Genomic DNA, 24494 nt, shown 5'->3' with positions numbered 1-24494 from the left:
GCACCGGTCTCGCACGTGCGGCGAGAGTCAGTCTACGCAGAAGAAGACTGACCTATGGTCTCGGCAAACGCCCGGCGGGAGACTGTGCCCGGTCCTGCCGGGCGGTTCGATCCGGGCAGCCCGGCACGCTCATCAGGCCTTGCCCGGCACATGTGTCGCCACCCGCCTGCCGACCTCTGCGCCCCGGGGCAATCAGACCCTGAGAAGCGGCAACGTCGACAGCCGCGGAGGAAGATCTCTGCTGCGAAGGTAGTCGCGCGCCGGGCTGCCATAGGCTGCGAGGTCGGGAAAGAGGCGGGCAAACTCTGCCCTTGCCTCGGCGGCAAGGCCGGCAAGCGCGCGCTTGCCCGGGTGGAAACTCTCTGAAGGAATGCCGTTCGAGAAGACGACCTCGTGCCGGTCGAAGGCGAGATGAAGGTACGTGACCGACTTCACACCCCTGGCGACGCGCACCCCGCCGCCGCGCATCCGGGCCAGCTGGATCGCGCGCGCAAGCCCCTCGCCGCCGCCAGGGAAGCCGACAAGCATCCCATGCTGAGGCGACACAAGCAGCGACCGGTCGTTTCCCAGCGCGCCGGGCGCGATCCGGATCGGCAGGAGGTCGGGTTGCGCCCTGAGTTCACCGGCGGAAAGCCGCCGCATCGCAACCCAGCGGAGCGGTTGCAGACCGTTGTCGCGCGTCTGGACCAGGTCGCCGGTGCGGAGCCGTTCGATCGGGACCTCACCTGTCAGGGTCCGGATCAGCGTGCCGGCGGTGAAGCAGGGAATGCCGAAACTCTGCGCCCCGATGTAGGTGCCGAACTGCGAGGGCGGGACACCCGTCAGGATAAGTCGCTCGCCCTCGGGAAAGCTCAGCATGGCATCGCCATCTGGCGTCCGGCCGACGACGATGTCACGCCAGAGCACCGTCCCGCCGGGGCCGCTTCCGCCGCGCAACTGCGAGATGTCGATGCGGTCCTCGGTCGTACCGTCGCCCCACCTGACCGTGGCGAAATCCCTGACGGTGTCGGTTCCGCTGCCGCGGGTCAGCACGATCGTGTCACGTCCGGTGCCGGTGACGATGGAATCGTCGCCAGCCCCGCCTTCGAAGGCGTCCCTGTCCGCTCCGCCGAACAGACTGTCATTGCCGTCGCCGCCGAAGATGAGGTCCGATCCGCTGCCGCCGTGCACTTCATCCGCGTCGCCGCCGGACTCTTCGCTCAGGGAAACGGCCCGAAAATTGTCGATGCCGAAGGATTCGTCATGAACCGACTGGTTCGTCGTGGAACCCCAGCCGATGCTGACCTTGGGCGGCGGGTCGTAAAGGACGATGCGCACGGGAACGATGCTGTCGGTCCATGCGGAACTGCCGCCAAGATGCCCGATCTTTGCGTTGGTCCCGATTTCCCATCGCCCGCCGTCAAAGCTGCCGGACGGGTTCTGAAGCCCCAGGCCAAGGATGCTGAACGCGGGCTCGCCATTGATATGGACAACGAGGCTTTCAGCCAGGCCCCAGGTCACCGAGTCGTCCCAGCTGTCCAGAACGACGAAGTCGAAGGTGACGACCCCATGCGTCGCACCTTCGGCAAACTCGACCGTAGCGCGCGCGGTTTCGGTTCCCTTGCCGTTGCCCGCGAAGGGACCAAGGAAGGGATCGCCGTTGTTGAGTTTGCCGAGGACGTTCAGGGCGGTGCCATCCGGTCTGGTGATCCAGGGGGGCACACCGCCCGAGAAGTCCGTCTCGGCCATCACGACGGGCCGTGCAGCGTCGCCCGCGATGATGTCACTGCCGGCCTCGCCGTCGATCGTGTCCCGGCCTGAGCCGCCGGAAAGGATGTCACCGCCGTTACCTCCGGACACCCCGTCATTGCCTGCGCCGCCCGCCAGAAGGTCCACACCGTCGGTGGCCGTGATCCGGTCACCGCCCTGCGAGCCCAGGATCGTGGGAAAGTCCGCCAGCGTCGTGCCCCCGGGAAGGACGGCGTCAGCCGACTCCGCGGTCGAACGGGTGCCGACCACGAATGACGTCTTGCCGTTGCTGAGAGACAGCCGCGTTCCTTCGCCGAACTGGATAGAGAAGCCTGCGGGAAGCCCGGCGAAGGACAGGGTATGGCCGCCGCCCGACCCGTCGACCTTCGCCCAGAAGTCGGGATCGTTCCAGTTCGATGTCGTGACAAGATAGGTGGCCATGCCCGCAACCCAGCTTTAACGCGGGAAAGCGTAGGACCTGTCCGTTAAGCGAAGCCTAATCGATCTGGACCCGGGCCGCCCCACCCGTCGCGATCATGGTCCGGTCCCTCCGGTGGTCTTCAGCCGCCCGGACCCTTGCGAAGGACCTGCCGGGGTGCGACACAGACGGCCAGCAACCGGGGCCCGCGCCATGTCCTTCTCGATCCATTTCACGCATGCCATCACCCGACAGCCTTCAGCCTCGATCATCCGGGGCCTGCGCGCGGTCGACACCGGCACCCCCGACCTTGCGCTCATGCAGGCGCACCATGCGGCCTATGTTGCCACGCTGAAGGAAACCGGGGCCACAGTCGTCGAACTCCCGCCGCTTGAGGCCTATCCCGACTCGGTCTTCGTCGAGGACACGGCCCTCTGCCTGCCACAGGGTGCCGTCGTCATGCGCCCCGGCGCGCCCTCGCGGCTGGGCGAGGCGGCCGAGATGGCCCCGCATCTGAAGGCGCTTTACGGTCAGGTCGTCGCGATCACCGGCGCTGACAGCTTCATCGAAGGCGGCGATATCCTGGTGACCGAGCGGGAAATCCTCGTCGGTCGCTCGGCCCGGACCAACGCCGCCGGGATCGCCGAACTCACAACGCTTGTCGCCCCCTGGGGCCACAAGGTGCGTGAGGTTCACACGCCCCCCGGTGTCCTCCATTTCAAGACCGACTGCTCGCTTCTCGACGTGGACACGGTGCTTTCCACCAAGCGCCTCTCCGCCTCCGGCTGCTTCACGGGCTACCGCGTGATTGACGTGGCCGACGGGGAAGAGGCCGCAGCAAACACGATCCGCTTCAACGACCTCGTCCTGATGCCTGTAGGCTTTCCCCGCACGCGCGACGCGATCACCGCCGCGGGCCTGACGGTGCGCGAGATCGGCAATTCCGAATGCGCCAAGCTGGACGGCGGCATGTCCTGCCTCTCCTTGCGCTTCACTCCCCAATGATGATCCGGCGGCCATGAGCTTCAACCTCCTTGCGGTCGGCCAGGCCGGCCGGCTGGAGCATGAGGCGATCCTGCTTGCCGCATCCTTGCGTCATTCCGACCAGGACTTCCCCGGTACCCTCTACATTGCCGAACCGCAGCCCGGCGGAAAATGGCCGGGCGATCCCCGGATGTCCGACCGGACCCGCGCCCTTCTCGCCGACCTCGGCGCCACGATCCTGCCCTTCGAGGCCCGCGTCTTCGGGGCCGACTACCCGCAAGGCAACAAGATCGAGTCGCTCTCCGCCCTACCCGACGCGCCCTTCCTCTTTCTCGACACCGACACGCTGGTCACCGGCCCCCTGTCGGCCATCCCCTTCGACTTCACCCGCCCTTCCGCCTCGATGCGGCGCGAGAACACCTGGCCCGCGGTGGAACTTTACGGACCCACCCCGGCCGAAACCTGGAAATCCCTCTACGACCGCTTCGGCCTTGACTTCGACGCCTCGCTCGACCTGTCCCAGCCCGACGGCTACTGGCAACGCTACCTCTACTTCAACGCCGGGTGGTTCTTCCACGAAAGCCCCCGCGCCTTTGGGGACCGCTTCCTGTCATACGCCCGCGCGATCCGCGACGACCCGCCCCCGGAACTCGTCTGCCAGGAACTTTACCCCTGGCTTGACCAGATCGCCCTCCCCCTCGTGATCCAGTCCTTCGGCGGTGGCCGCCCGGGGCCGGAACTTGCCGCCCTCGACGGCAGCGCCACCTGCCACTACCGCGCCCTGCCGCTCCTCTATGCCCGGGAAAGCGACCACGCCGTCGCGGTGCTGGAAGAGGTTGCCAAGGACAAGGCCATCCGCCCCGCCTTGCGCGACTGGCCGGCGCTGAAGGCGATGGTGTACCAGAACCAGGGCAAGAAGGCGCGCGCGCTTTTCGACCGCGCCCGCTTGCCCCACCGCGAACAGATGATCCGCAACGCGCTGCGCCGCGAGGGGTTGTGGACGCGGTAGGCCGGGCTTCACACCGGCATGCACTCACATCTCCAGCGTCACCACCGGCCAGAGCGACAGCACCAGCAAGCCGGCCATCGTCCAGTTGAACGCCTTCAGCCGCCCTGGGCCGTCCAGCCAGCGCCGCAAGGCCTGCCCCGCACCTGCCCAGACCGAAACGGACGGCAGGTTCACCGCCGCAAAGGCCAGCGCCACCGCCGCATAAGCCCCGACGGATGGCACGGTCACATAGGCCGAGACCGCGCCCAAGGCCATCGCCCAGGCCTTGGGGTTCACCCACTGGAACGCCGCCGCCTGCAGGAAGGTCATCGGCTCCGGCCGCTGCCGCCCCTCGCCGGGGCTGCCGGCGTGGGCGATCTTCCAGGCCAGCCACAGCATGTAGGCCACCGACGCCACCTTCAGCACCGTCAGCGCCACCGGCCAGGCCTTGAACACACCCGCAAGCCCGAGGCCCACGAGGAACACCATCACCGAATGGCCGGCCGAAATCCCCAGCATGTGCGGCACCGTCCGGCGAAAGCCGAAGTTCACGCCGCTCGCCAGGAGCATCATGTTGTTCGGCCCCGGCGTGACCGAGGTGACGAAGGCAAAGCCCAGAAGGGCAAGGAACAGCTCTTGGGTCATGCGCGCAATCCTGCACCAGCTTGGGTGCCTCGGGATTGCAAACATGCGACGAGTACAACTATCCTTGCAACAAATGACTGCACTTGATGATATTGACCACCGGATATTGCGCGAGCTGTCCCGCGACGCCCGCCAGCCCAACCTCGCGCTGGCGGAACGCGTGGGCCTGTCGCCCTCAGCCTGCCTCCGCCGGGTGCAGGCGCTGGAACGGGCGGGCGTGATCCGGTCCTACCGCGCTGTCCTCGACCCCGAAAAGCTGGGCATCGGCTTTGTCGCCTATGTCACGGTCGGCCTCAACACCCACACCAAGGCCGCGCAAGAGGCCTTCGAACGCGCCGTCGCCCGCGCCCGCGAGGTCCGGGAATGTCACAACATCACCGGCACCGTCGAATACCTCCTGCGGGTCGAAACAGCCGATCTTGCCGCCTACAAGCACTGGCACACCGACGTCCTCGGCGTCCTGCCGCAGGTGCAGTCGATCACCACCTTCGTCGTCATGGGCAGCCCCAAGGACGACAGGGCCTGACGCCTGGTGCGGCAGGTCAACCCGACGGATCAGGGGCGGCTCATGTCCCCGGAACCACGCAGTCAGCCGCGTCCAGATCCTTGACCGGATCGGTCGGCCCGCACTGGTCGGCGCTTATCGGATAGGTGCCGGTCTGGTCGCAGGCGGAAAGCCCCAACGCGGCCGCAAGCAACAGGAAGGAAACAAGCCGGTTCATCAGACACCCCTTAAGTTGACCCTACACGGGATACATGGCGCAAGGCGTGGCTGCGCGCGTTGACGCAAATCAACAGTCGCACGTTGATTAATCGGCATCATCGCCTTGCAGGCTCCCGGAGTGGAACCCCTTCATCCGCCACCTCTCTGGCCCGTTGCAGGCCGGCGGTCGCCTCCGCATCACCGTCCAGCCCGAAGGCCAGACGGCGATGAGCTTCCGCCCCCGCGTCCTTTCGGCCGTTCCGGGGCAAAAGCTGCGCTGGCTCGGCCGCCTTGGCCTGCCGCGCCTCTTCGACGGCGAGCATTCCTTCCGGCTTGAAGCGGAAAACGGCGGCACCCGCCTCGTCCACTCCGAGACCTTCCGTGGCCTCCTGCTCTGGGTGATGTCGGTCGACCGCTTCCGCGCCGACTTCACGACCATGAACCTTGCCTTGCACGACCGGGTGGTCGCGCTTGGCGCTGTGGCTGGCACCCGGTGACCGTTGGACCGGATGGCCGATGGGGATCAAACCTCTCTCCGACCCCTGTGGAAAAGATGAGGATTTCCCTAATGACCACAACCAAGGTGCTGCTTTTGCAAGATAAAGCGATTTTGACCACTGTGGTCAGGTCCCCGTTGCCAGCCCCGTCTTTCGCGCCTACCCTCGCGGCCAGACAAGGGAGGACGACCCATGACCGACAGACCCCTCGGCTTCGAAACGCTTGCCATTCATGCCGGGACTGCCCCGGACCCCGCCACCGGTGCCCGGCAGGTGCCGATCTACCAGACCACGGCTTACGTCTTCCGCGACGCCGACCACGCCGCGAAGCTCTTCAACCTGCAGGAAGTAGGCTACATCTACTCCCGCCTGACGAACCCCACCGTCTCGGCCCTCGCGAACCGGGTCGTGGCACTTGAAGGCGGCGCGGGCGGCATCGCCTGCTCCTCGGGCCACGCCGCGCAGATCATGGCCCTGTTCCCGATCATGGCCCCGGGGCGCAACATCGTCGCATCGACCAAGCTTTACGGGGGCACGATCCAGCAGTTTTCGAACACGATCCGCAAGTTCGGCTGGTCGGCCAAGTTCGTCGACTTCGACGACCCGAAAGCGATCGAGAAAGCCATCGACGCCGACACCCGCGCCCTTTTCTGCGAGACGATCTGCAACCCCGGCGGCGCGCTTTCCGACCTTCCCGCCATCGCCCGCGTGGCGAACCAGGCGCATATCCCGCTGATCGTCGACAACACGACCGCCAGCCCCTACCTCTGCCGCCCGATCGAGCATGGCGCGACCCTCGTCGTCCACTCGGCCACGAAGTACCTGACGGGGAACGGCACCGTCACCGGCGGGATCGTGGTGGATTCGGGCAAGTTCGATTGGTCGAAGGATGACAAGTTCCCGTCCCTCTCCCAGCCCGAACCCGCCTACCACGGCCTCGTCTTCCACCCGACGCTGGGGAACATGGCCTTCACCTTCCACTCCATCGCTATCGGCCTACGTGACCTCGGCATGACCATGAACCCGCAAGGCGCGCATTACACCCTGATGGGGATCGAGACGCTTGCCCTGCGGATGGACCGTCACGTCCAGAACGCGCAGATCGTCGCCGAATGGCTGGAGCAGGATCCGCGGATCGGCAAGGTCACCTATCCGGGCCTGAAATCCTCGCCATACCACAACCTCGCCAAGATGATCACGCCGAAGGGCCCCGGCGCCCTTTTCACCTTCAGCGTGAAGGGGGGCTACGAGGCCTGCGTGAAGCTGATCGACAACGTCAAGCTCTTCAGCCACGTCGCGAATCTTGGTGACACGCGGTCGCTGATCATCCACTCCGCCTCGACCACCCACCGCCAACTTTCCGAAGAGGCGCAGATCAAGGCCGGGGCGGCACCGGACGTGGTACGCGTGTCGATCGGGATCGAGGATGTGCGCGACATCATCGCCGATCTGGACCAGGCCCTGGCAAAGGCCACCGCCTGACCGGCAGCAACGAAGGGGGCCGCAGGCGCCCCCTCCCCTTCGCCGTCAGCCCCCCGGCGGCGGCGGGACAGGTGACAGGCTAGTCATCCCTTCGGGCAGCGGTTCCAGCCAGGCGATCCGCGCCGATGCCTGCCGCGCCGCCCCCGGCGCCCAATCCAGCGACAGTCCAAGCACCCTGCAGGTCGCCGTGCGCTCTTCCGGCCCGCAGGCCGTCCGCACCGTTGCCAGAAGTTCCGCCAGTGCGGCCTCGACACTGCCGGGGGGCGGCAAAACCGCAGGGTCGGGCTGCACCTCTTCGCCTTTCAGGACATGCGCAGCAAGGTCCGGCAGTTCCACGCCCGCAACGTCCTGTCGATAGGCGAGCTCAAGCGCAAAGCGCGCCTCACCCCGGACGGCATTGACGCTGCCGGGGATCACCCGCGCCGAATGGACCGTGCAGGAGGCCGCAAGCTCTGCGGTCAGGATCGGGCACAGGGTCTGCGCCAGCCGCGGTGCCCGGATGTCGGCAAGAACCTGCAGATACTGCGCCGCCGGCAGGGTCTCGCCTTCCAGCAGCAGTCCGTCCAGCTGGGCGGTCAGTTCGATCCGCGCCATCCGCTCGGGCACCAGCCGGTCCTGCAGCAGGAAGGCCCGGTTCTCGGCCTCGGGCACCACCGCGCCCGTGGGCGAGATCAGCCAGACAAGACGGTCCGAAGCGGAAGCCGGCGGTTCGTCCGAGACAGCGGGCGAAGGTGGAAGCCCCTGCCAGTACTGCCAGCCGGCAGCCCCGAAGCCGACCGCCATCAGAAGGATCCCCGTGCCAATCAGCAGACGCAGCATCAGAAATCAGCCCCTTGCCGCAGGTTGGCCAGGTCGCCGAAGGCAAATGCGGTCGCGATTGCCCTGACCCGGCCCGCGAAATCCTCGCCCGCGGCAACCTGACCCGGGATCTCGAAGAAGACATCCTTTGTTGTGCGGATCTTGGCTCCCTCGATGGCCGCAAAGGCTGGCCTCGGTGTCAGATCGGGCGTGTCGTCGTCAGGAACCGGTCCGATCAGCGAAGCCGTGCCGCGGTCGAACCCGACGCGGCTCGGACCGGCGGCAACGCCGAAGGTGTCCAGAAACCACTGGCCGTAGGCGGCGACCGCTTCGTCATGCGCGCCAAGCTGCGTCGCCGCAGCGGCATCCCCGGATGCTGCCGCCACGCGCAGGGCGTGTCCCGCGTTCAACGGCAACGCAGGCCGGATGCCGCAGGTCTGAAGCCCGTCCTGCTGAATGACCTCGACCGGAACGACGGGATCGAGATTCGCGACACCGACCTGACCGCCGCCCAGAAGCACCACGCGTTCGATCCGCACGCCGGGGGCGGCGTGAATGTTCCAGATCCGGTTCTCGGGGCCGGTCTGCAGCACCAGATAGACCGGAGCAGAGACTTCGGTCACCAGCACATCGTAGGAATGGTAAGCAAGCCTGTCGGGCACCGAGGCTGCGACGGCGTTGGTCGCGTCACGCACCGTACCCTCGCGATAGGAGTCGACAAAGGCCTGCACCGCCTCGGCCAGATCAGCGTCGTCGTAGGTCAGCAGACCCAGCGCAAGGCCGCTTTGTCCGGCGACGACATGACCGACGACCGAGCCCTTCAGGGGCGGCGTCGGCAGGCATCCCATGATGGGCCGGATCGTGGTGATCTCGGCCGGGGCATCATCGGAAACCGCAGTCGAATAGCCTGCGATCACGTCGCGGATGAAGACCGGCACATTTCCCGCCATCGCTGCAATCGGACCTTCGGCGACCAGACCATCCGGTCCGTCGACGAGGAAGTCTGCCGGGAGATCACCGGTCCTTGCTGTCCCGGCCTCAGGCTCCGGGTCGGCCTGAATGGCCGAAAGACCTTCCAGCATCGAGTCGGGAAGCACCCCCTCGAAGGCACGCGGCCAGATCACGACTGCCGCGATCGCCGCCGCAGCAATGCAGGCGACAAACAGCACGTTAACCAGTCCACGTATCATTGCAGTGCCATAACCCCGACGTCCCGAGCGCCCTCTTGTCAGCAGACTTGGGCAAAATCAGGCCAAAACGTCCGCGCTGCAAAAAAATCTTGCAGGCGAAGGATCACTCACTCCGTCATTTCGAACTGAACCGTGATGTTCGCGGTCATCGCAAGCTCTCCACCCTGCACCGGCACCGCTGCGGCGGCGCTGTCTCGGAACATCGGCGCGGGGTCGGACCAGGCACCGCCTTCGGTGATCGTGACGATCCGGCCCAGCTTCATGCCCGCTGCGGCAACCAGAAGCTCGGCTTTCGCCCGGGCATCGGCGACCGCGGCCTTGCGCGCGTCGTTCAGCGCTGGCTCGGGCTTTGCCATCCCGAAGGTCAGTCCGTTCAGCGTGTTCGCCCCGTCGGCCACCGCCGCATCAAGCACCGACCCAAGCCCGCCAAGATCGCGGACGCGGATCGTAAGCAGGTTGGTGGCCACATAACCCGAGATCGTCGGACTCGAAGAGCCGTCAAAGCTGGTCCAGTTCGGGTTGATCGACAGGTTCGAGGTCTGCATGTCGCGTGCTTCGATCCCGCTGGCGGACAGCCGGGCGGTCACCGTTTCGACCGCGCCGCTGTTGGCCGTCAGCGCCGCCGCGGCGGTTTCCCCTTGCGTGGTCACCCCGATCATCAGTGTGGCAAGGTCCGGAGGGGCCTGTACTGTGCCGGTTCCGGTGACCGTGATCGTGGAAACCGCGCCTTCGGCATGGACGGGTGCTGCCAGCGGCAGCGCCAGGGCAGCGCTTAGGGTCAGGGCTTGGATGAGGCGCATGGGTCTTCTCCTTGGACTGGCGCGACAATTCAGCGTTATGACGCAGCCGGCAAGGCGATCCTTGGCCGTTCTTCTTTTCTTAGGCGAAAAGCTGCTGTAGTTGTGCGCCAACCTTGCGCGACACGTTCCCGCCTCCTGATTTTCCGTGCTAGACCCGGCCCATGAAACCGACATTCGCTCTTGACCTGTCGCGCGATGCCATCGCGCTTCTGCACCGGAACCCGAAGGGCTGGCTGTCTATCGGCGAAGTCGCCTTCGATGCCCCCGACCTGGATGATGGCGTCGACCAGCTTCGCAAGGCCGCGCTCGGTGTCTCGCCCGCGGGAATGACCTGCAAGATCATCCTCCCGAACAGCCAGATCCTATACACCGAGGTCACCGCCCCCGGACCCAGCCGGAACGACAAGCGCCGCCAGATCGCCGAGGCGCTGGAGGGCCGCACGCCCTATGCGGTCGAGGACCTGGTCTTCGACTGGTCCGGCAAGGGGGCGACGGTCAAGGTCGCAGTCGTCGCCCGCGAAACGCTGGACGAGGCCGAGGCCTTTGCCACCACGCACCGGCTGAACCCTGTTTCCTTCGTGGCGATCCCGCCGGAGGGCTCCTTTGTCGGCGAGGCCTGGTTCGGACCGACAACCGCGGCCGAAACGCTGCTTGCCCCGGGCGAAGTCGTCGACCGCGACCGCGATGTCGTCACGATCCTGCACCGCGAGCCGCCGGTCGCCGAAGCGCCGGTTGCCGAAGCGCCGCCACCTGACGCGCTGCCCGAACCTGTCGCCGCAGATGCGGATGACGCGCCCCTCGTCGGGCTTGAAGAGGCCCTGAACGCCGACCTGCCCGAGCCCGTCGCCGAACCGGCGGGCGATGTCCCGCTGCCTGAACCTGCTGCCCAGCAGACCGGGCCCGTGGCGTCGGACGCGACGGTGCCGCCAGCCGTGACCAAGGCCGCCGCACCCTCGCCGGCCGAAGGTGCCGAAGAGGCCGCCGAAGTGGCCCTGAAAAAGGCGCTGGATGACGCGCCCCTTACGGACGAGCCTTCTGCCGCCCCTGCCCCGGGGTCCGAGCCTCTCCCCGAGGTCGAAGAGGCGCCCTTCGCTCATGTGACCGATACCAGCGCCTTCCCCGACGATGACCCCGGGCCGCAGGATCGTGACCTTCGGGCTGCTGACGACGACATCCCCCCTGCCCCCTCGAGTGCAGCGATTGCGGCCTTTGCCAGCCGCCGCAGCGCTATGCCTGAACCCACGCCTGCAAAACCCGTCGGCCCGGCGGCCCAGGGTGGCAGGGCCGATCCGCGCTCTGGCCAACAGATCCCGCGGCCGACGCCGCCAAAGGGTTTTGCCGGTCCGGTGACCGCCCCTTCCATTCCCGGCACGCGGCCCAAGCCAAAGGGCAAGGTCCTCGGCACCGACGCCGCGGCCGCCTCGCTTGGCGGGGCACCGGCGACGAAATCCCCGGCCCGGCCGGGAGGAACTTTCGGAACCGCCGCTCCGCCGCGCAACCGGAGCGGCGTTGTCTTCATGGTGCTGGTGGGGCTTTTGCTCCTCTTCCTCGCCGTGATCGCGGCCTGGTCCTCCTTCTGGCTGTCGCGCAACGGGTCGACCCAGCAGGACGTGGGCCAGGTCATCGATGCGCCGGTGCCCGGTGTCGACGAAGAGATGCTCGCCGACATGCAGGACCCCGAGGGGATGGAAGCGCCGTTGCCCGAGGCCGAGGGGGTAGCGCCGGTCGATGTCGGGGCGCTGGCGACCGAGGATGTTCCGGTCGGCGTGGCGCTGGAGGGCGCAGCCGCGCCTGCTGAAACTGCCCCCCCGTCCGCTGAAGGGACGGCTGCGGAAGCCCCCGCCGCTGATCCCGCACCGACTGCGGAAACCGCTGCGGCGGCGCCTGCGGAAGCGACGGTGGCTGAGGTGGAACCTGCCCCCGAACCTGCCCCCGGCACGCAGGTCACGACCGACCTTACCGCCGCGCAGGCGCCGGTCGAGGATCAGGACGAGATCTTCCTCGCGGCCATGGATTCGCCCCCCCCTGCCCTTGATGCGCTGGCTCTGCCCGCCCCGGCCGCCGTGGCCGACACCGCCCCTGCAGCCCCGATGCCACCCCCGGCCTTCGGCACCGTATACCGGTTCGATGCGAATGGCCTTGTCATGCCGACGCCGGAGGGGATCCTCAGCCCCGAAGGCGTACTTCTGATTGCCGGCCCCCCGCCCCGCGTCCCCCCGCCGCGCAGCGAGGTGGCAATCGCCGCCGCCCTGGCTGCGGCCCCCGTCGCACCCGAAGCCGCCCCCGAGTCGACCGAAGCGCCGACCGCCGGGGATGCCTCGCTGGTGACGGCGACGGAAGAACCGGCCCTGACCCCTGCCCCTGCCGATCCGGCGATGGCCGGCTTCCGGCCCCGGCCGCGCCCCGAAGGACTTGCCCCGGCGACCGATGACGATGCGGCCCTCGCGACCGAGGCACCGACCGCGGTCGCGGGCCTGCGCCCGCTGGCGCGCCCGGCCAGCGTCGTGGCCGCCGCCGCTGCCGCCGCCCCGGCGGAAAGCCCCGACCTTGGCGCCCAAGCCGCCTCGCTTGCCGCGCAGGCTGCGGCCGACCTTGCCGCCGCCGCAGCGCTTGAGGCCAGCAATCCCTCGATCGTCGCGATCTCGCGCCGCCCCGAGGCCCGCCCGCGAGACCTCTCGCGTGCTGTCGAGGCCGCCGTTGCCGCCGCCGTCCGCGCGCCAGAGCCGGAGCCGCAGCCCGAACCGGAAGCCCAGGTCGTGGCCGCCGCCGCCGCACCGGCACCGGAGCTGAAGCCGGAAGAGCTGGAAGAGGTCGAGGAACCCGAACCCGCAAAGGCCGCGCCGAAGATCCCGACCAAGGCCAGCGTCGCCAAGCAGGCGACCTACCGGAACGCCATCAACCTCTCCCGGATCAGCCTGATCGGCACCTATGGCACCGAATCCAAGCGTTACGCCCTGATCCGCCAGGCGAACGGGCGCTACAAGAAGGTCAAGGTCGGCGACAGGATTGACGGCGGCACGGTGAAGGCGATCACCGCCAACGAGGTGCGCTATCAGAAGGGCGGCAAGCTTGTGACGCTGGCGATGCCGAAGGCCTGACCCACCTCTCCCGGATCCGTCGGCAGAGCCTCGGCCCTTCCGTTACCAGGCTCCGCCTCAAGGTGGCCGTATTGTTCGTTGCGTTAGGCTGAGTCTCAGCTAAGCTTCTCCGGATCTGCATTCCGAGCGAGAGCCGCATGCGATTTACTCTGACGGATTTGCCATTCAGGATTCGCCGCAAGTTTCACCGTCTGGCAGGAACACGGGTTGTCCGTTCGCGCTATGGCGTATTGATGCGCGCCAACTGGGAGGATGCCACGTTTCGCTTTTGCTATAATGGCACCTACGGCACGGCCCTTTCCGATCTTCTTCAGACCTTTGGCGAGGATTTCGTGTTTCTGGACATCGGTGCAAACCAGGGTCTCTACAGTCTGATCGCCGCCAAGACCGGAAGATGCACCCAAGCCTATGCCTTTGAACCAGTGGCTTCCACCTATGGCCTGTTGGTGGAGAACATTGCAGCGAACGGCTTCGGATCCCTGATCACTCCGGTCTCGGCGGCTGTCTCTGGTTCTAACGGGTCCGCACAGATCAGGAAACGGGACGCGCACAGCGGCGGGGCGTCACTGGAGGATGCCTTCCAGGACGAAGACCCCGACGTTGAAACGGTTCGAACCCTGTGCGCAGACGAGCTGGACGACCTTGTGCAAGGCAACGCACCGATCATCATAAAGATCGATGTCGAGGGCCATGAGGCAGTCGTCATTGACCAGCTGCTTCGCTCGCGACATCTGCAACGCATGTCGGCCGTCTTCTATGAAGTCGACGAAGCGTGGCACGACCCGCCCATGCTGAAGGCTGCGTTACAAGGCGGCGGGTTCACGCAGTTTCAGCGTTATGGTGCCGGATCGCATTACGATGTTCTCGCCTTACGCGGGAAAGGTTCGTGATCGCCGGGGGATCCCGAAAGAGGTGATCTGCTTCGGATCGCGGGCGCTGTTCAGCCCCCTGCCGCCACCCCGGCCTCGGCGAAGGTGGCCATGCCGGAATGGCAGGCGACAGCGCCTCTGACCACCCCGATCGCCAGCGCGGCACCCGACCCTTCGCCAAGCCGCAGGCCAAGCGACAGAAGCGGCTCCTTGCCCAGTTCGGCCAGAAGCCGCCCATGCGCGCCCTCGGCAGACAGGTGCCCGGCGATGCAATGGTCAAGCGCGCCCGGCGCGGCCTTGGCAAGGACGGCGGCCGCCGAGCAGGCGATGAAACCGTCAAGGATCACCGGGACCCGGTGCATCCGCGCAGCAAGGATCGCCCCGGCCATCGCCGCGATCTCGCGTCCGCCAAGGCAGCGCAGGACCTGAAGCGGGTCGCCCAGCACATCCCTGTGCCGCTCAAGCCCCGCCGCCACCGCAGCCTCCTTCCGCGCAAGGCCGGCATTGTCGACGCCCGTCCCGCGCCCCGCCCAGCCCGACCCGCCGAAAAGCGCCGCTGCAAGGGCCGCAGCGACGGTGGTATTGCCGATCCCCATCTCTCCGGCGACCAGAAGGTCGGCGACCGGATCGACGGCCTCATATCCCGTCCGGAGTGCCGCCACGACTTCACTCTCGGTCATCGCGGGGCCTTCCGTGAAGTCCGCAGTCGGGCGGTCGAGGTCCAGCGCATGGACGTCCAGCCTCGCCCCGAAGGCCCGGGCCAGCTGGTTGATCGCCGCCCCGCCATGGGCGAAGTTCGCCACCATCTGCACCGTCACCTCGGCCGGAAAAGCCGACACGCCGCGCGCCGCAACCCCATGATTTCCCGCGAAGATCACGATCTGCGGCGCATCGGCATGGGGCTTTTCGGTGCTCTGCCAGCCGGCCATCCAGATCGCCAGCCGCTCCAGCCGGCCCAGCGCGCCCGGGGGCTTGGTCAGCTGCCCGTTCCGCGCCTCGGCAGCGGCAACGGCCCCCTGATCCGCAACCGGAAGATCGGCAAGGGCGGCACGGACATCGGCAAGGGTCTGGAAGGGCATGGGTCTCTCGGCTGTTGAACCTGGGTCCGCTTGGGGCTACCCCATGGTCTGCCCAAGTGCCAGCCGGGATAAGCCGCCTTGACCAGCTTTCGCGACATCACGCCACGCCTCGTGCCTGACCTTCTGTCGGGCTTGGGGCTTCTGACCCGCCTGCCCCTGCCTGACCATCAGGCAACCGGGGCAGCCTCGGCCTGGGCCTGGCCCTTGGTCGGCGCGGTCCTGGGCGGGATCGCGGCCACCGTTGCGGCCCTTGCGCTTTGGCTTGGCTTTCCGCCCGGCGTGGTGGCGGCCCTGGTCCTTGGGCTGGGGGCGATCCTGACCGGGGGCCTGCACGAGGACGGGTTGTCCGATACCGCCGACGGCCTTTTCGGCGGCTGGACGCGCGAACGGCGGCTGGAGATCATGAAAGACAGCCGGGTCGGGAGTTACGGCGTCCTCGCGCTGGTGATCGTGACCCTTGCGCGCTGGTCGGCGCTGGCGACGCTTCTCGCCGCCGGCAGCCCCTGGGTCCTAGTGGCCGTCGGCGCCGTAAGCCGTGCCCCGATGGCGGTGGTGATGTCCGCCCTGCCGAACGCGCACGACACGGGCCTGAGCAAGGCGACAGGGCGACCCACGCCCGAAGTGGCGCTTGCCGGGGCGTCCCTGGCCGTTGTCATCGCCATCCTGTTCGCGGGCTGGGCCGTCATACCCATGCTGGCGGTCGTCGCGGTCACAACGTGGCTTCTGGCCCGGTCGGCACAGGCGCGCATCGGCGGGCAGACGGGCGATATCCTGGGAGCCGCGCAGCAACTGGCCGAAGCGGCGGCGCTGGCGGTACTGGCGGCGCGGGCAGGGTGAGTTTTTGCCGTCGCCCTGCACCGGGATGGTTGGCAGCGTGCGGGGGCACGCGCCGTCGCAGATCGTCTCTGCGTCATTGCACGATCCCGGCCTCTGGCCTTTCAGCAGCCTTCACGATACATCGGCACCGCAGCCCTGCAGGACGCCGCCCATGAACGATTTCGCCGACGCCATCTCTTCGATCGAAGAGATCATCGAGGATGCCCGCAACGGGCGTATGTTCATCCTTGTCGACCACGAGGACCGCGAAAACGAAGGCGATCTCGTGATCCCGGCGCAGATGTGCACGCCCTCGGCGATCAACTTCATGGCCACGCATGGGCGCGGGCTGATCTGTCTTGCCCTGCCGGGGCACAGGATCGACGCGCTGGGGCTGCCGCTGATGAGCCCGAAGAACTCCAGCCGGCACGAGACGGCCTTCACCCTCTCGATCGAGGCGCGCGAAGGCGTGACCACCGGCATTTCGGCCGCCGACCGGGCGCGGACGGTCAGCGTGGCTATCGACCCGACCAAGGGCGCGGCCGACATCGCGACGCCGGGCCATATCTTCCCCCTCCGGGCCAAGGATGGCGGGGTGCTGGTCCGCGCAGGCCATACCGAGGCTGCTGTCGACGTCAGCCGCCTTGCCGGGCTGAACCCGTCCGGGGTGATCTGCGAGATCATGAACGACGACGGCACCATGGCGCGGCTGCCGGACCTGATTGCCTTCGCGCAGAAGCACGGGCTGAAGATCGGCACAATCAGCGATCTGATCGCCTACCGGCGGCGGCACGACAACCTGATCACTGAAAAGGCGGTCAGGGCGGTTCAGTCGGTGCATGGCGGCGACTGGCTGATGCGGGTCTATGCCGACGAGACGCATGGGGATGAGCATATCGTACTGTCCAAAGGTGACCTTGCATCTCCCGGCCCGGTCCTTGTGAGGGTTCACGCGCTGAACCCGATGGAGGATGTGCTGGGCATCGGCGGCGCGGGCGATCTGCCGGCGGCGATGCGGATCATCGCGGCCGAGGGGCGCGGGGTCGTCGTTCTTCTGCGCGACACGACGATGAAGATGGTGGCGCCGGGCGAGCATTCGCCCCAGACGCTGCGGCAATACGGGCTTGGGGCGCAGATATTGTCGTCGCTCGGCCTGTCGGCGATCACGCTGGTGACGAATTCCGCCGCGCCGCGCTTTGTCGGACTTGATGCCTACGGGCTGGCGATCGCGGGCACCCGCCCGATAAAGGAGTAAGCTCATGGCCGGATCGGAAACCCACTACTCGCTGCCTCTCCCGGCTTTTGACAAGCCGGTGAAGCTTCTGATTGTCGTGGCACCCTATTACCGCGACATCGCCGACAACCTGATCGCCGGGGCGAAGGCGGTTGCCGGGAAGGCCGGTGCCGAGATCGAGGTGGTCGAGGTTCCGGGCGCGCTGGAAGTGCCGACGGCGATTGCGATGGCCGAACGGCTGGCGAAGTTCGACGGCTACGTCGCGCTTGGCTGCGTGATCCGGGGCGAGACGACGCACTACGACACGGTCTGCAATGACAGCTCGCGCGCGATCAGCCTCTTGGGGCTGCAGGGGGCCTGCATCGGGAACGGGATCCTGACGGTCGAGAACCGGACACAGGCCGAAGTGCGTGCGGACCCCGCCGGCCAGGACAAGGGCGGCGGTGCCGCAGCGGCGGCCTTGCACCTGATCGCCCTTTCGCGCAAGTGGGCCGGAGCATCCAAGGGGATCGGTTTCCGTCCATGACGTCCACTCGCGACCAGAAGCGCCAGATGAAATCCGCCGCCCGGCTTTATGCCGTGCAGGCGCTGTACCAGATGGAGGTCTCGGGCCAGACGGTCGAGGCCGTGACCCGGGAATTCGAGACGCACCGCTTCGGCGCGGTCTACGAAGAGGGCGAATTCGCCGAGGGCGACGTGGACCATTTCCGCGGCGTGGTGGGATCAGCGGTGAACTGGCAGGCGAAGATCGACCAGCTGACCGACCGGGCGCTGGTCGCGGCATGGCCGATTGACCGGATCGACCCCGTGCTGCGTGCCCTTTTCCGCGCCGCGGGGGCCGAGATCGTGGACAGCGCCACGCCGCCCAAGGTGGCGATCACCGAATATGTCGATGTCGCCAAGGCCTTCTTCCCCGACGGGAAGGAACCGAAGTTCGTAAACGCCGTCCTTGACCACATGGCGCGCGAGGCACGGCCCGAGGCGTTCTGATCCGGCACGGGACGGTGCCAGTGGTCGGTGATCCGCCCCCTGCCCTTGCTCTGATGGGATGCCCGCGATGCCCAAGACCGAAGACCTGACCGGAATCGCCTGGCGGCTCGTCGCACTCGACGGAGTGGCCTTCGAAGCCGGGGCGACGCTGCATATCGGGGCCGATGGGGCGCTGCATGGCCGTGCGCCCTGCAACCGCTGGGGCGCTGCGAACCGGGCCATCTTACCCAAGCTTGATCTCGGCGCGATCCGGTCAACCCGGATGGCCTGCCCCCAGCTTGCGGAAGAGCAGGCCTTCCTCACCGCGCTGGCCGGGATGACCGACGCGCGGCTGGACGGGGCCGGAAGGATGATCCTCAGCAACCCGGTCGGGCGGACAATGGAATTCGTCGCCGACCGGACGGACTGAACGCGCGCATCGCCCAAGGATTGTGCAAATCCCGTCGTGGGTTAACCGCCTTGCCGGACAACGCCCCGGGCCGGGCTGGACCCGCTGCACCTGCCACCACATATCCACCGGGTGCCGCCCACAATCCGGAGCCCCCATGCTGAGCCGACCGTCCATTGCCGCCTTCCTTGACCGCCCAGTCGTCACCCGGTTCATCATTGCCGTCATCCTGATCAATGCCGTGACCCTGGGGCTTGAAACCTTCCCCGAGGTGATGGCGCGGGCGGGCGGGCTGATCCTGACCATCGACAGCATCTGCCTGACGATCTTCGTGATCGAACTAAGCTTGCGGCTTTACGCCCAGGGCCTGCGGTTCTTCCGGTCGGGCTGGAACGTCTTCGACTTCCTGATCGTCGCGATCTCGCTTCTCCCCGCGACCGGCAGCTTTTCGGTCCTGCGCGCCTTGCGCATCCTGCGGGTGCTGCGGGTGGTGTCGGTGGTGCCCAGCCTTCGGCGGGTGGTCGACGGGCTGGGGCGCGCCCTGCCGGGGATGGGGTCGGTGTTCCTCTTGATCATGATCATCTACTACATCGCCGCCGTGATGGCGACGAAACTCTTCGGGGCAAGCTTTCCTGAATGGTTCGGCAGCCTCTCCGCCACCGCCTTCACGCTCTTCCAGATCATGACGCTGGAAGGCTGGTCGGGCGAAATCGTGCGTCCGATCATGGCCGTTTATCCCTATGCCTGGGCCTTCTTCGTGCCCTTCATCCTGATCACCACCTTCGCGGTCCTGAACCTGATCGTCGGCCTGATCGTGAACTCGATGCAGGAAGCCGCAGAGGAAGGTCAGCGCGAGAAGGACGAGGCTTTCGAGTCGAAGGTGCTGGAGCGGCTGACCGAGATCGAACGCAAGCTGGACGCCAGGGGCTGATCCGGGTGGATGATCCGAAATGGCCTCATCCCTCCCTTCAGTCGGGCTTCGCCGTGTCCTCCACGAAGACCGACTGAAGGGAGGGATAAGCGCGCGTCAGCCGCGGTGCGCGTCGTAAAGGGCGGCGGCCCGGTCGAAGAACCGCGCCCGCACCGCCGGGCCTTCCATCATGATCTCGTGCTCCGCCCCGGGGTAAAGGTCCAATTGCCCGTTCGCCCAGCCCGCCATCCGCAGATGCACGGGCGGCACGTCAACGACCTTTTCCGCCGTGCCAAGCCCGCAGATCGCCGGAACCTGCGGGGCCGGGATGGCCGCAAGTGCGGTGCATTCCGAAAGGGCGGCCCGCAGCCAGGCGAGCGACGGCCCACCCAGCCCGAATTCGGGCACCGCCCGCACCTGGTCACGCATATAGGCCCACATTTCGCGGTCCGTGGTCAGGACATTGCCTTCAAAGGGCACCTGCAGAAGATAGCAGTCCGGCCCCGTCGTCGGCGCATAGCGATGGGCAAGGCCGAAGGGCCCGGCCATGGCCGTTACCACCTTCGCCACCGGGCGCAGCCAGGCGGCCATCGTGATCCCCCACATCGGCGCGGAAAAGACCGCCGCGCGGAACGGCAGGCCGCGGATCAGCGCACGAAGGCCGATGCAGCCACCCATCGAATGCGCCAACAGGAAGAAGGGCTGCGGCAGGCCCGCCCGCTGCGCCTCGGCAAGCACGGCGTCAAGGTCTTCCTGATACTCGGCGAAATCGCCCACATGGCCCGACATCGGATCCGGCAGCGCCCGGTCGGACAGGCCTTGCCCGCGCCAGTCGACCGTGATGACCGAATAGCCGCGCCGGACCAGATCGCCTGCGGCGCGGCCGTATTTCTCGATGCATTCGGTCCGGCCCGGCAGAAGGACCACGGTGCCCTTGTCACCTGCCCTCCACCAGGCCACGCGGATCCGCATCGCCCCGGGCTTCAGCCAGACCGCCGTGGCCCCCGGGGGGGCGTCGGCAAGTTCGGCATGAAAGGGCGCCAGGATCACGCGCGTCTCACCCCAGGACCGAGCCCAGCTTCATCGCCATGCCCATGCTGCCGTCCACCTTCAGCTTGCCGGTCATGAAGGCCATCGTCGCCCCCATGTCGCCGTCAAGGATCGCACGGAACACGTCCGCCTGGGCCGTCAGGGTCACATCGGCCTCTTCATCGCCCGCGCGCACGCCCGAGGCGTCCAGCATGATCGCCCCCTCGCCCGGGATCACGAACTTCGCCACCCCGTCGAACCCGCCCGAAAGCTTCGCGCTCAGGGCCTTTACTGCCGCGTCGATCATCTCGCTCATCCAAGTCTCTCCTTCGTGACCCTCTGGCACTGGCAATCGCCGGCGGATCGGTTACCTTCACGTTATGGGTTCCCTGCTCCGCATTCTCAATCGTGCCGTTACGGCATTTCTGCTGGTCCTTCTGACCGGCACTGCTGTCATCGCCGAAGACACCGCCAAACTGGACGGGCTTTTTGACAGGCTCAAGACAGCCGGGGCGGAAGAGGCCGGGCGCATCGAATCCGAAATCTGGATCGAATGGTCGAAGTCCGGCTCGCCGGCGCTGGACCTTCTTCTTCAACGCGGGCGCGATGCGATGGCAATCGGCGATACCGCGCTGGCGATCGAGCATTTCACCGCCATCATCGACCAGGACCCCAGCTTTGCCGAAGGCTGGAACGCCCGGGCGACGGCCTTTTACCAGGCAGGGGAATTCGGACCTTCCATCGCCGATATCGCGAAGGTGCTGCAACTCAACCCGCGGCATTTCGGGGCGCTCTCCGGCCTCGGCACCATGCTCGAAGAGGCGGGCAACCCCGAACGGGCGCTGGAGGTCTACAAGGCTGCGCTGGACATCCATCCGCAGATGCAAAGCGTGATCGAGGTCGTCGAACGGCTTGAGACCCAGGCGACGGGTCAGGAGCTTTAATCCATGGACGCCCCCCGGCGGGTGACGGCGGTCCTCGGGCCGACGAACACCGGCAAGACCCATCACGCGATCGAGCGGATGCTCGCCCACCGGACCGGCGTCATCGGCCTGCCGCTGCGCCTGCTTGCGCGCGAGGTCTATGACCGCATTGTCGCGAAGGTCGGCCCCTCGGTCGTGGCGCTGGTTACGGGCGAGGAACGGATCGTCCCAGAGCGCACGCAATACTGGGTCTGCACGACCGAGGCGATGCCCTTGGAGATCGGGGCGGATTTCGTTGCTGTGGACGAGATCCAGCTTTGCGCCGACGCCGACCGGGGGCATGTCTTCACCGATCGCCTCCTGCGGGCGCGGGGCCTGAACGAGACGCTGTTCCTTGGCTCCGACACCATGCGGGGCGCGATTGCGGGCCTTGTGCCCAACGTGACCTTCATGAAACGCGACCGGATGTCGACCCTGCGTTATTCCGGGTCGAAGAAGATCAGCCGGATGCCGGAACGGTCGGCCATCGTCGGCTTCTCGGTCGAGAACGTCTATGCCATCGCCGAGCTGATCCGGCGGCAGAAGGGCGGCTGCGCTGTGGTGATGGGGGCGCTCAGCCCGCGGACGCGCAATGCTCAGGTGGCAATGTACCAGAACGGCGACGTGGATTACCTGGTCGCCACCGATGCCATCGGCATGGGCCTGAACCTTGATATCAAGCACGCGGCCTTTTCGGCCACGGCCAAGTTCGACGGCCGCCGCATGCGCGCGCTTTACCCGCACGAGCTGGCCCAGATCGCCGGGCGGGCGGGGCGCCATACCGAGGACGGCACCTTCGGCGTCACCGGCGAGGTCCGCCCCTTCGACGAAGACCTGGTCGAGGCGATCGAGAACCACCGCTTCTCCCCGGTGAAGAAGCTGCACTGGCGCAACGAACGGCTGGATTTCGGCAGCGCCGACCGGCTGATCCGCAGTCTTGAGGAACCCACGTCGAACGAATGGCTCACCCGCGCGCGGGATGCCGATGACGTGCTGGCGCTGAAGGCGCTGAGCGCCCTGCCAGAGGTGCAGGACAAGTTGACCGAACCAAAGCGCGTGCAGCTTCTGTGGGATGTCTGCCGGATCCCCGATTTCCGTTCCTCCACCGGGCCGGAACATGTTACCCTCTTGACCCGGATCTTCGATTTCCTCGTCGGGCGCGGTCTTGGCGGCGGGCGGATCCCCTCGGACTGGCTGGCCACGGCGATCAAGCGGATCGACAAGACCGAAGGCGACATCGACACGCTCTCGCGTCGCCTCGCCTATATCCGGACCTGGACCTACGTGACCCAGCGGAAAAACTGGGTTGCAGACGAAACCCATTGGCGCGATGAGACACGCGCGGTAGAAGACCGCCTGTCGGACGCGCTCCATGCCGCGCTGACGCAAAGATTTGTTGACCGGCGGACAAGTGTCCTTCTTCGCCGGTTGAAGCAGAAGGAGGCTCTGGTGGCCGAAGTGAACGACAAGGGCGAAGTGACGGTCGAAGGCGAATTCGCCGGGAAACTGGAGGGCTTCCGCTTCAAGCAGGATGCCAGCACGACGCCGGATGCCGCGCGCACCCTGGCGCAGGCGGCGCTTCAGGCCCTGAAGCCCGAATTCCACCTGCGCGCCGACCGCTTCTACAACGCACCCGATACCGAGCTGGACTTCACCGAACAGGGCGGCCTCATGTGGGGCACCAACGCCGTCGGCAAGCTGGTGAAGGGGGCCGAGGCCGCGAAACCCACCGTTGAAGCCTTTGTCGATGACGAGGCCGGCCCCGAGGTGATCGAAAAGGTCCGCCGGCGGCTGCAGCACTTCATTGACCGCAAGGTTGCCGCCCAGTTCGAACCCCTTCTCGCCATGGCTCGGGACGAGGCGCTGACCGGCCTTGCCCGCGGCTTTGCGTTCCGCCTCAGCGAGGCGATGGGCGTCCTGCCGCGCGACACCGTCGCTGCCGAGGTTAAGGAGCTGGACCAGGACGCAAGGGGCGCCTTGCGGAAGCATGGCGTCCGCTTCGGCCAGTTCACGATCTTCCTGCCCGCGCTTCTGAAACCCGCCCCCACCCGGCTGCGGCTGGTGCTGTGGTCGCTCTGGAACGGCCTGCAGGAATTCCCCGAATCCCCGCCCCCGGGCCTTGTGACCATCCCGAACGTGGCCGAGGTGCCGAAACAGCACTACACGCTCGCGGGCTACCATCCCGCCGGGTCGCGCGCGATCCGCATCGACATGCTGGAGCGCCTCGCGGACATCCTGCGCCAGAAGGACAGCCGCGCGGGGTTCGAGGCGACGCCCGACATGCTGTCGATCACCGGGATGACGCTGGACCAGTTCGCTGACCTGATGGCCGGCCTTGGCTACAAGGGCGAAAAGGGCGAACGGGTGAAGGTCAAGGCTGCCGAGGCCCCGAAGGCCCCGGAAATCTCGGAAGAGGCCGCCGCGGCCATCGCCGCCGGCGTGCCGATCCCCGAGGAAGTCTCGATCCTTGCCCCGGTGGCCGAGCCCACGCTCGAAGCGGCCCCCGAGATGGAGGTCTTCTACACCTTCACCTGGGCGCCGAAGCCGCGCTTCCAGCGGCCCGAACGCGGCCCCCGCCCCGAACGGAAGGAAAGCGAGGCCCGCACCCCGCGCGGTGACCGCCCGCAGGGCGAGCGTCCGCAGGGCGAGCGTCCGCAGGGCGAGCGTCCGCAAGGCGACCGGCCCAAGGGCGACCGCCGCGACCAGCCCAAGGGCGACCGTCCGAAAGGCGACCGTAAGGGCGATCGCCGCGATCACGCGAAGGGCGGCAAGCCCGACCGGGACGACCGGCAGAAGTCCTTCGAGGCGCGTCCACCCCGCCAGGAAAAGCCGATCGATCCCGACAACCCCTTTGCCGCGCTCCTCGCGCTCAAGGGCAAGGTCTAG

24 protein-coding genes are annotated in these 24494 nt (G+C 67.2%); 15 read left to right on the top strand and 9 right to left on the bottom strand.

The annotated features are described in order from the left end of the window. Positions 1-192: 192 nt before the first annotated feature. Positions 193-2169: a Hint domain-containing protein gene (locus AC2D9V_RS10350; RefSeq protein ID WP_484713996.1), complete on the bottom strand. Its 1977-nt coding sequence runs from the start codon at positions 2167-2169 to the stop codon at positions 193-195. A gap of 190 nt (positions 2170-2359) precedes the next feature. Here AC2D9V_RS10350 and AC2D9V_RS10345 point away from each other — a divergent pair, with 190 nt between their 5' ends. Together AC2D9V_RS10345 and AC2D9V_RS10340 are read left to right on the top strand one after the other, a co-directional pair. Then, positions 2360-3151, top strand: coding sequence for a dimethylarginine dimethylaminohydrolase family protein (locus tag AC2D9V_RS10345; protein WP_484713995.1), 792 nt, complete (start codon positions 2360-2362; stop codon positions 3149-3151). Positions 3152-3164: 13 nt separating this feature from the next. After that, positions 3165-4139 (top strand): hypothetical protein, encoded by a 975-nt coding sequence (locus tag AC2D9V_RS10340; protein WP_484713994.1) that lies wholly within the window; start codon positions 3165-3167, stop codon positions 4137-4139. 24 nt (positions 4140-4163) lie between these two features. On the opposite strand, the gene AC2D9V_RS10335 is transcribed toward AC2D9V_RS10340, so the two are convergent. Further along, positions 4164-4763, bottom strand: coding sequence for a LysE family translocator (locus AC2D9V_RS10335; protein ID WP_484713993.1), 600 nt, complete (start codon positions 4761-4763; stop codon positions 4164-4166). Positions 4764-4836: 73 nt separating this feature from the next. On the opposite strand from AC2D9V_RS10335, the gene AC2D9V_RS10330 reads away from it, so the two are divergent. Next, complete coding sequence (locus tag AC2D9V_RS10330) at positions 4837-5289, top strand: Lrp/AsnC family transcriptional regulator (RefSeq protein ID WP_484713992.1); 453 nt, start codon at positions 4837-4839, stop codon at positions 5287-5289. Positions 5290-5329: 40 nt separating this feature from the next. On the opposite strand, the gene AC2D9V_RS10325 is transcribed toward AC2D9V_RS10330, so the two are convergent. Further along, positions 5330-5485 (bottom strand): hypothetical protein, encoded by a 156-nt coding sequence (locus tag AC2D9V_RS10325; protein ID WP_484713991.1) that lies wholly within the window; start codon positions 5483-5485, stop codon positions 5330-5332. Between the two features lie 154 nt (positions 5486-5639). On the opposite strand from AC2D9V_RS10325, the gene AC2D9V_RS10320 reads away from it, so the two are divergent. Further along, complete coding sequence (locus AC2D9V_RS10320; protein ID WP_484713990.1) at positions 5640-5963, top strand: hypothetical protein; 324 nt, start codon at positions 5640-5642, stop codon at positions 5961-5963. Between the two features lie 192 nt (positions 5964-6155). After that, on the top strand, positions 6156-7445 hold the full coding sequence (locus AC2D9V_RS10315; RefSeq protein ID WP_484713989.1) for an O-acetylhomoserine aminocarboxypropyltransferase/cysteine synthase family protein: 1290 nt from the start codon (positions 6156-6158) through the stop codon (positions 7443-7445). A 45-nt stretch (positions 7446-7490) separates the two neighbouring features. On the opposite strand, the gene AC2D9V_RS10310 is transcribed toward AC2D9V_RS10315, so the two are convergent. The 3 genes from AC2D9V_RS10310 to AC2D9V_RS10300 form a co-directional block, all read right to left on the bottom strand. Beyond that, positions 7491-8264: a hypothetical protein gene (locus AC2D9V_RS10310; RefSeq protein ID WP_484713988.1), complete on the bottom strand. Its 774-nt coding sequence runs from the start codon at positions 8262-8264 to the stop codon at positions 7491-7493. After that, positions 8264-9433: a hypothetical protein gene (locus AC2D9V_RS10305; RefSeq protein WP_484713987.1), complete on the bottom strand. Its 1170-nt coding sequence runs from the start codon at positions 9431-9433 to the stop codon at positions 8264-8266. Before AC2D9V_RS10305 ends, AC2D9V_RS10310 begins: the two co-directional genes overlap by 1 nt. 107 nt (positions 9434-9540) lie before the next feature. Next, the gene (locus AC2D9V_RS10300; protein WP_484713986.1) at positions 9541-10233 is read right to left on the bottom strand and encodes an SIMPL domain-containing protein; all 693 of its coding nucleotides are present in this window, start codon (positions 10231-10233) and stop codon (positions 9541-9543) included. A gap of 161 nt (positions 10234-10394) precedes the next feature. On the opposite strand from AC2D9V_RS10300, the gene AC2D9V_RS10295 reads away from it, so the two are divergent. After that, positions 10395-13331: a hypothetical protein gene (locus tag AC2D9V_RS10295; RefSeq protein WP_484713985.1), complete on the top strand. Its 2937-nt coding sequence runs from the start codon at positions 10395-10397 to the stop codon at positions 13329-13331. A gap of 137 nt (positions 13332-13468) precedes the next feature. Next, complete coding sequence (locus AC2D9V_RS10290; RefSeq protein WP_484713984.1) at positions 13469-14221, top strand: FkbM family methyltransferase; 753 nt, start codon at positions 13469-13471, stop codon at positions 14219-14221. Positions 14222-14271: 50 nt separating this feature from the next. Here AC2D9V_RS10290 and cobT read toward each other — a convergent pair whose 3' ends face one another. Further along, positions 14272-15279 (bottom strand): nicotinate-nucleotide--dimethylbenzimidazole phosphoribosyltransferase, encoded by a 1008-nt coding sequence (gene cobT / locus AC2D9V_RS10285; protein ID WP_484713983.1) that lies wholly within the window; start codon positions 15277-15279, stop codon positions 14272-14274. A 78-nt stretch (positions 15280-15357) separates the two neighbouring features. Between cobT and cobS the strand changes: the two genes are divergently transcribed. The 6 genes from cobS to AC2D9V_RS10255 all read left to right on the top strand — a co-directional run bounded on the left by cobS (position 15358) and on the right by AC2D9V_RS10255 (position 19638). After that, complete coding sequence (gene cobS, locus AC2D9V_RS10280) at positions 15358-16116, top strand: adenosylcobinamide-GDP ribazoletransferase (protein ID WP_484713982.1); 759 nt, start codon at positions 15358-15360, stop codon at positions 16114-16116. Positions 16117-16267: 151 nt separating this feature from the next. Next, on the top strand, positions 16268-17350 hold the full coding sequence (ribB, locus tag AC2D9V_RS10275; protein WP_484713981.1) for a 3,4-dihydroxy-2-butanone-4-phosphate synthase: 1083 nt from the start codon (positions 16268-16270) through the stop codon (positions 17348-17350). A gap of 4 nt (positions 17351-17354) precedes the next feature. Beyond that, positions 17355-17855: a 6,7-dimethyl-8-ribityllumazine synthase gene (locus AC2D9V_RS10270; protein ID WP_484713980.1), complete on the top strand. Its 501-nt coding sequence runs from the start codon at positions 17355-17357 to the stop codon at positions 17853-17855. Continuing rightward, on the top strand, positions 17852-18319 hold the full coding sequence (nusB, locus tag AC2D9V_RS10265; RefSeq protein WP_484713979.1) for a transcription antitermination factor NusB: 468 nt from the start codon (positions 17852-17854) through the stop codon (positions 18317-18319). Before AC2D9V_RS10270 ends, nusB begins: the two co-directional genes overlap by 4 nt. A 67-nt stretch (positions 18320-18386) precedes the next feature. Further along, positions 18387-18728: an META domain-containing protein gene (locus tag AC2D9V_RS10260; RefSeq protein WP_484713978.1), complete on the top strand. Its 342-nt coding sequence runs from the start codon at positions 18387-18389 to the stop codon at positions 18726-18728. 136 nt (positions 18729-18864) lie between these two features. After that, entirely contained in the window at positions 18865-19638 is a 774-nt protein-coding gene (locus tag AC2D9V_RS10255; RefSeq protein ID WP_484713977.1) for an ion transporter, read from the top strand. 96 nt (positions 19639-19734) lie between these two features. Here AC2D9V_RS10255 and AC2D9V_RS10250 read toward each other — a convergent pair whose 3' ends face one another. Both AC2D9V_RS10250 and AC2D9V_RS10245 read right to left on the bottom strand, forming a co-directional pair. Next, positions 19735-20667: an alpha/beta fold hydrolase gene (locus AC2D9V_RS10250; protein ID WP_484713976.1), complete on the bottom strand. Its 933-nt coding sequence runs from the start codon at positions 20665-20667 to the stop codon at positions 19735-19737. Between the two features lie 7 nt (positions 20668-20674). Continuing rightward, on the bottom strand, positions 20675-20962 hold the full coding sequence (locus AC2D9V_RS10245) for an SCP2 sterol-binding domain-containing protein (RefSeq protein WP_484713975.1): 288 nt from the start codon (positions 20960-20962) through the stop codon (positions 20675-20677). Between the two features lie 64 nt (positions 20963-21026). Here AC2D9V_RS10245 and AC2D9V_RS10240 point away from each other — a divergent pair, with 64 nt between their 5' ends. Together AC2D9V_RS10240 and AC2D9V_RS10235 are read left to right on the top strand one after the other, a co-directional pair. Next, complete coding sequence (locus AC2D9V_RS10240) at positions 21027-21590, top strand: tetratricopeptide repeat protein (protein WP_484713974.1); 564 nt, start codon at positions 21027-21029, stop codon at positions 21588-21590. Positions 21591-21593: 3 nt separating this feature from the next. Continuing rightward, complete coding sequence (locus AC2D9V_RS10235) at positions 21594-24494, top strand: helicase-related protein (protein WP_484713973.1); 2901 nt, start codon at positions 21594-21596, stop codon at positions 24492-24494.

This window comes from Tabrizicola sp. T46 (assembly GCF_057219895.1).
The sequence above is the reverse complement of the archived record's forward strand: the minus strand, read 5'-3'. Positions and strand labels throughout refer to the sequence as shown.

Coding starts and splice junctions, on each gene's coding strand:
- AC2D9V_RS10350 (WP_484713996.1), bottom strand. CDS start 2,169: ATGGCCACCTATCTTGTCACGACATCGAACTGGAACGATCCCGACTTC.
- AC2D9V_RS10345 (WP_484713995.1), top strand. CDS start 2,360: ATGTCCTTCTCGATCCATTTCACGCATGCCATCACCCGACAGCCTTCA.
- AC2D9V_RS10340 (WP_484713994.1), top strand. CDS start 3,165: ATGAGCTTCAACCTCCTTGCGGTCGGCCAGGCCGGCCGGCTGGAGCAT.
- AC2D9V_RS10335 (WP_484713993.1), bottom strand. CDS start 4,763: ATGACCCAAGAGCTGTTCCTTGCCCTTCTGGGCTTTGCCTTCGTCACC.
- AC2D9V_RS10330 (WP_484713992.1), top strand. CDS start 4,837: ATGACTGCACTTGATGATATTGACCACCGGATATTGCGCGAGCTGTCC.
- AC2D9V_RS10325 (WP_484713991.1), bottom strand. CDS start 5,485: ATGAACCGGCTTGTTTCCTTCCTGTTGCTTGCGGCCGCGTTGGGGCTT.
- AC2D9V_RS10315 (WP_484713989.1), top strand. CDS start 6,156: ATGACCGACAGACCCCTCGGCTTCGAAACGCTTGCCATTCATGCCGGG.
- AC2D9V_RS10310 (WP_484713988.1), bottom strand. CDS start 8,264: ATGCTGCGTCTGCTGATTGGCACGGGGATCCTTCTGATGGCGGTCGGC.
- AC2D9V_RS10305 (WP_484713987.1), bottom strand. CDS start 9,433: ATGATACGTGGACTGGTTAACGTGCTGTTTGTCGCCTGCATTGCTGCG.
- AC2D9V_RS10300 (WP_484713986.1), bottom strand. CDS start 10,233: ATGCGCCTCATCCAAGCCCTGACCCTAAGCGCTGCCCTGGCGCTGCCG.
- AC2D9V_RS10295 (WP_484713985.1), top strand. CDS start 10,395: ATGAAACCGACATTCGCTCTTGACCTGTCGCGCGATGCCATCGCGCTT.
- AC2D9V_RS10290 (WP_484713984.1), top strand. CDS start 13,469: ATGCGATTTACTCTGACGGATTTGCCATTCAGGATTCGCCGCAAGTTT.
- cobT (WP_484713983.1), bottom strand. CDS start 15,279: ATGCCCTTCCAGACCCTTGCCGATGTCCGTGCCGCCCTTGCCGATCTT.
- ribB (WP_484713981.1), top strand. CDS start 16,268: ATGAACGATTTCGCCGACGCCATCTCTTCGATCGAAGAGATCATCGAG.
- AC2D9V_RS10270 (WP_484713980.1), top strand. CDS start 17,355: ATGGCCGGATCGGAAACCCACTACTCGCTGCCTCTCCCGGCTTTTGAC.
- nusB (WP_484713979.1), top strand. CDS start 17,852: ATGACGTCCACTCGCGACCAGAAGCGCCAGATGAAATCCGCCGCCCGG.
- AC2D9V_RS10260 (WP_484713978.1), top strand. CDS start 18,387: ATGCCCAAGACCGAAGACCTGACCGGAATCGCCTGGCGGCTCGTCGCA.
- AC2D9V_RS10255 (WP_484713977.1), top strand. CDS start 18,865: ATGCTGAGCCGACCGTCCATTGCCGCCTTCCTTGACCGCCCAGTCGTC.
- AC2D9V_RS10245 (WP_484713975.1), bottom strand. CDS start 20,962: ATGAGCGAGATGATCGACGCGGCAGTAAAGGCCCTGAGCGCGAAGCTT.
- AC2D9V_RS10240 (WP_484713974.1), top strand. CDS start 21,027: ATGGGTTCCCTGCTCCGCATTCTCAATCGTGCCGTTACGGCATTTCTG.
- AC2D9V_RS10235 (WP_484713973.1), top strand. CDS start 21,594: ATGGACGCCCCCCGGCGGGTGACGGCGGTCCTCGGGCCGACGAACACC.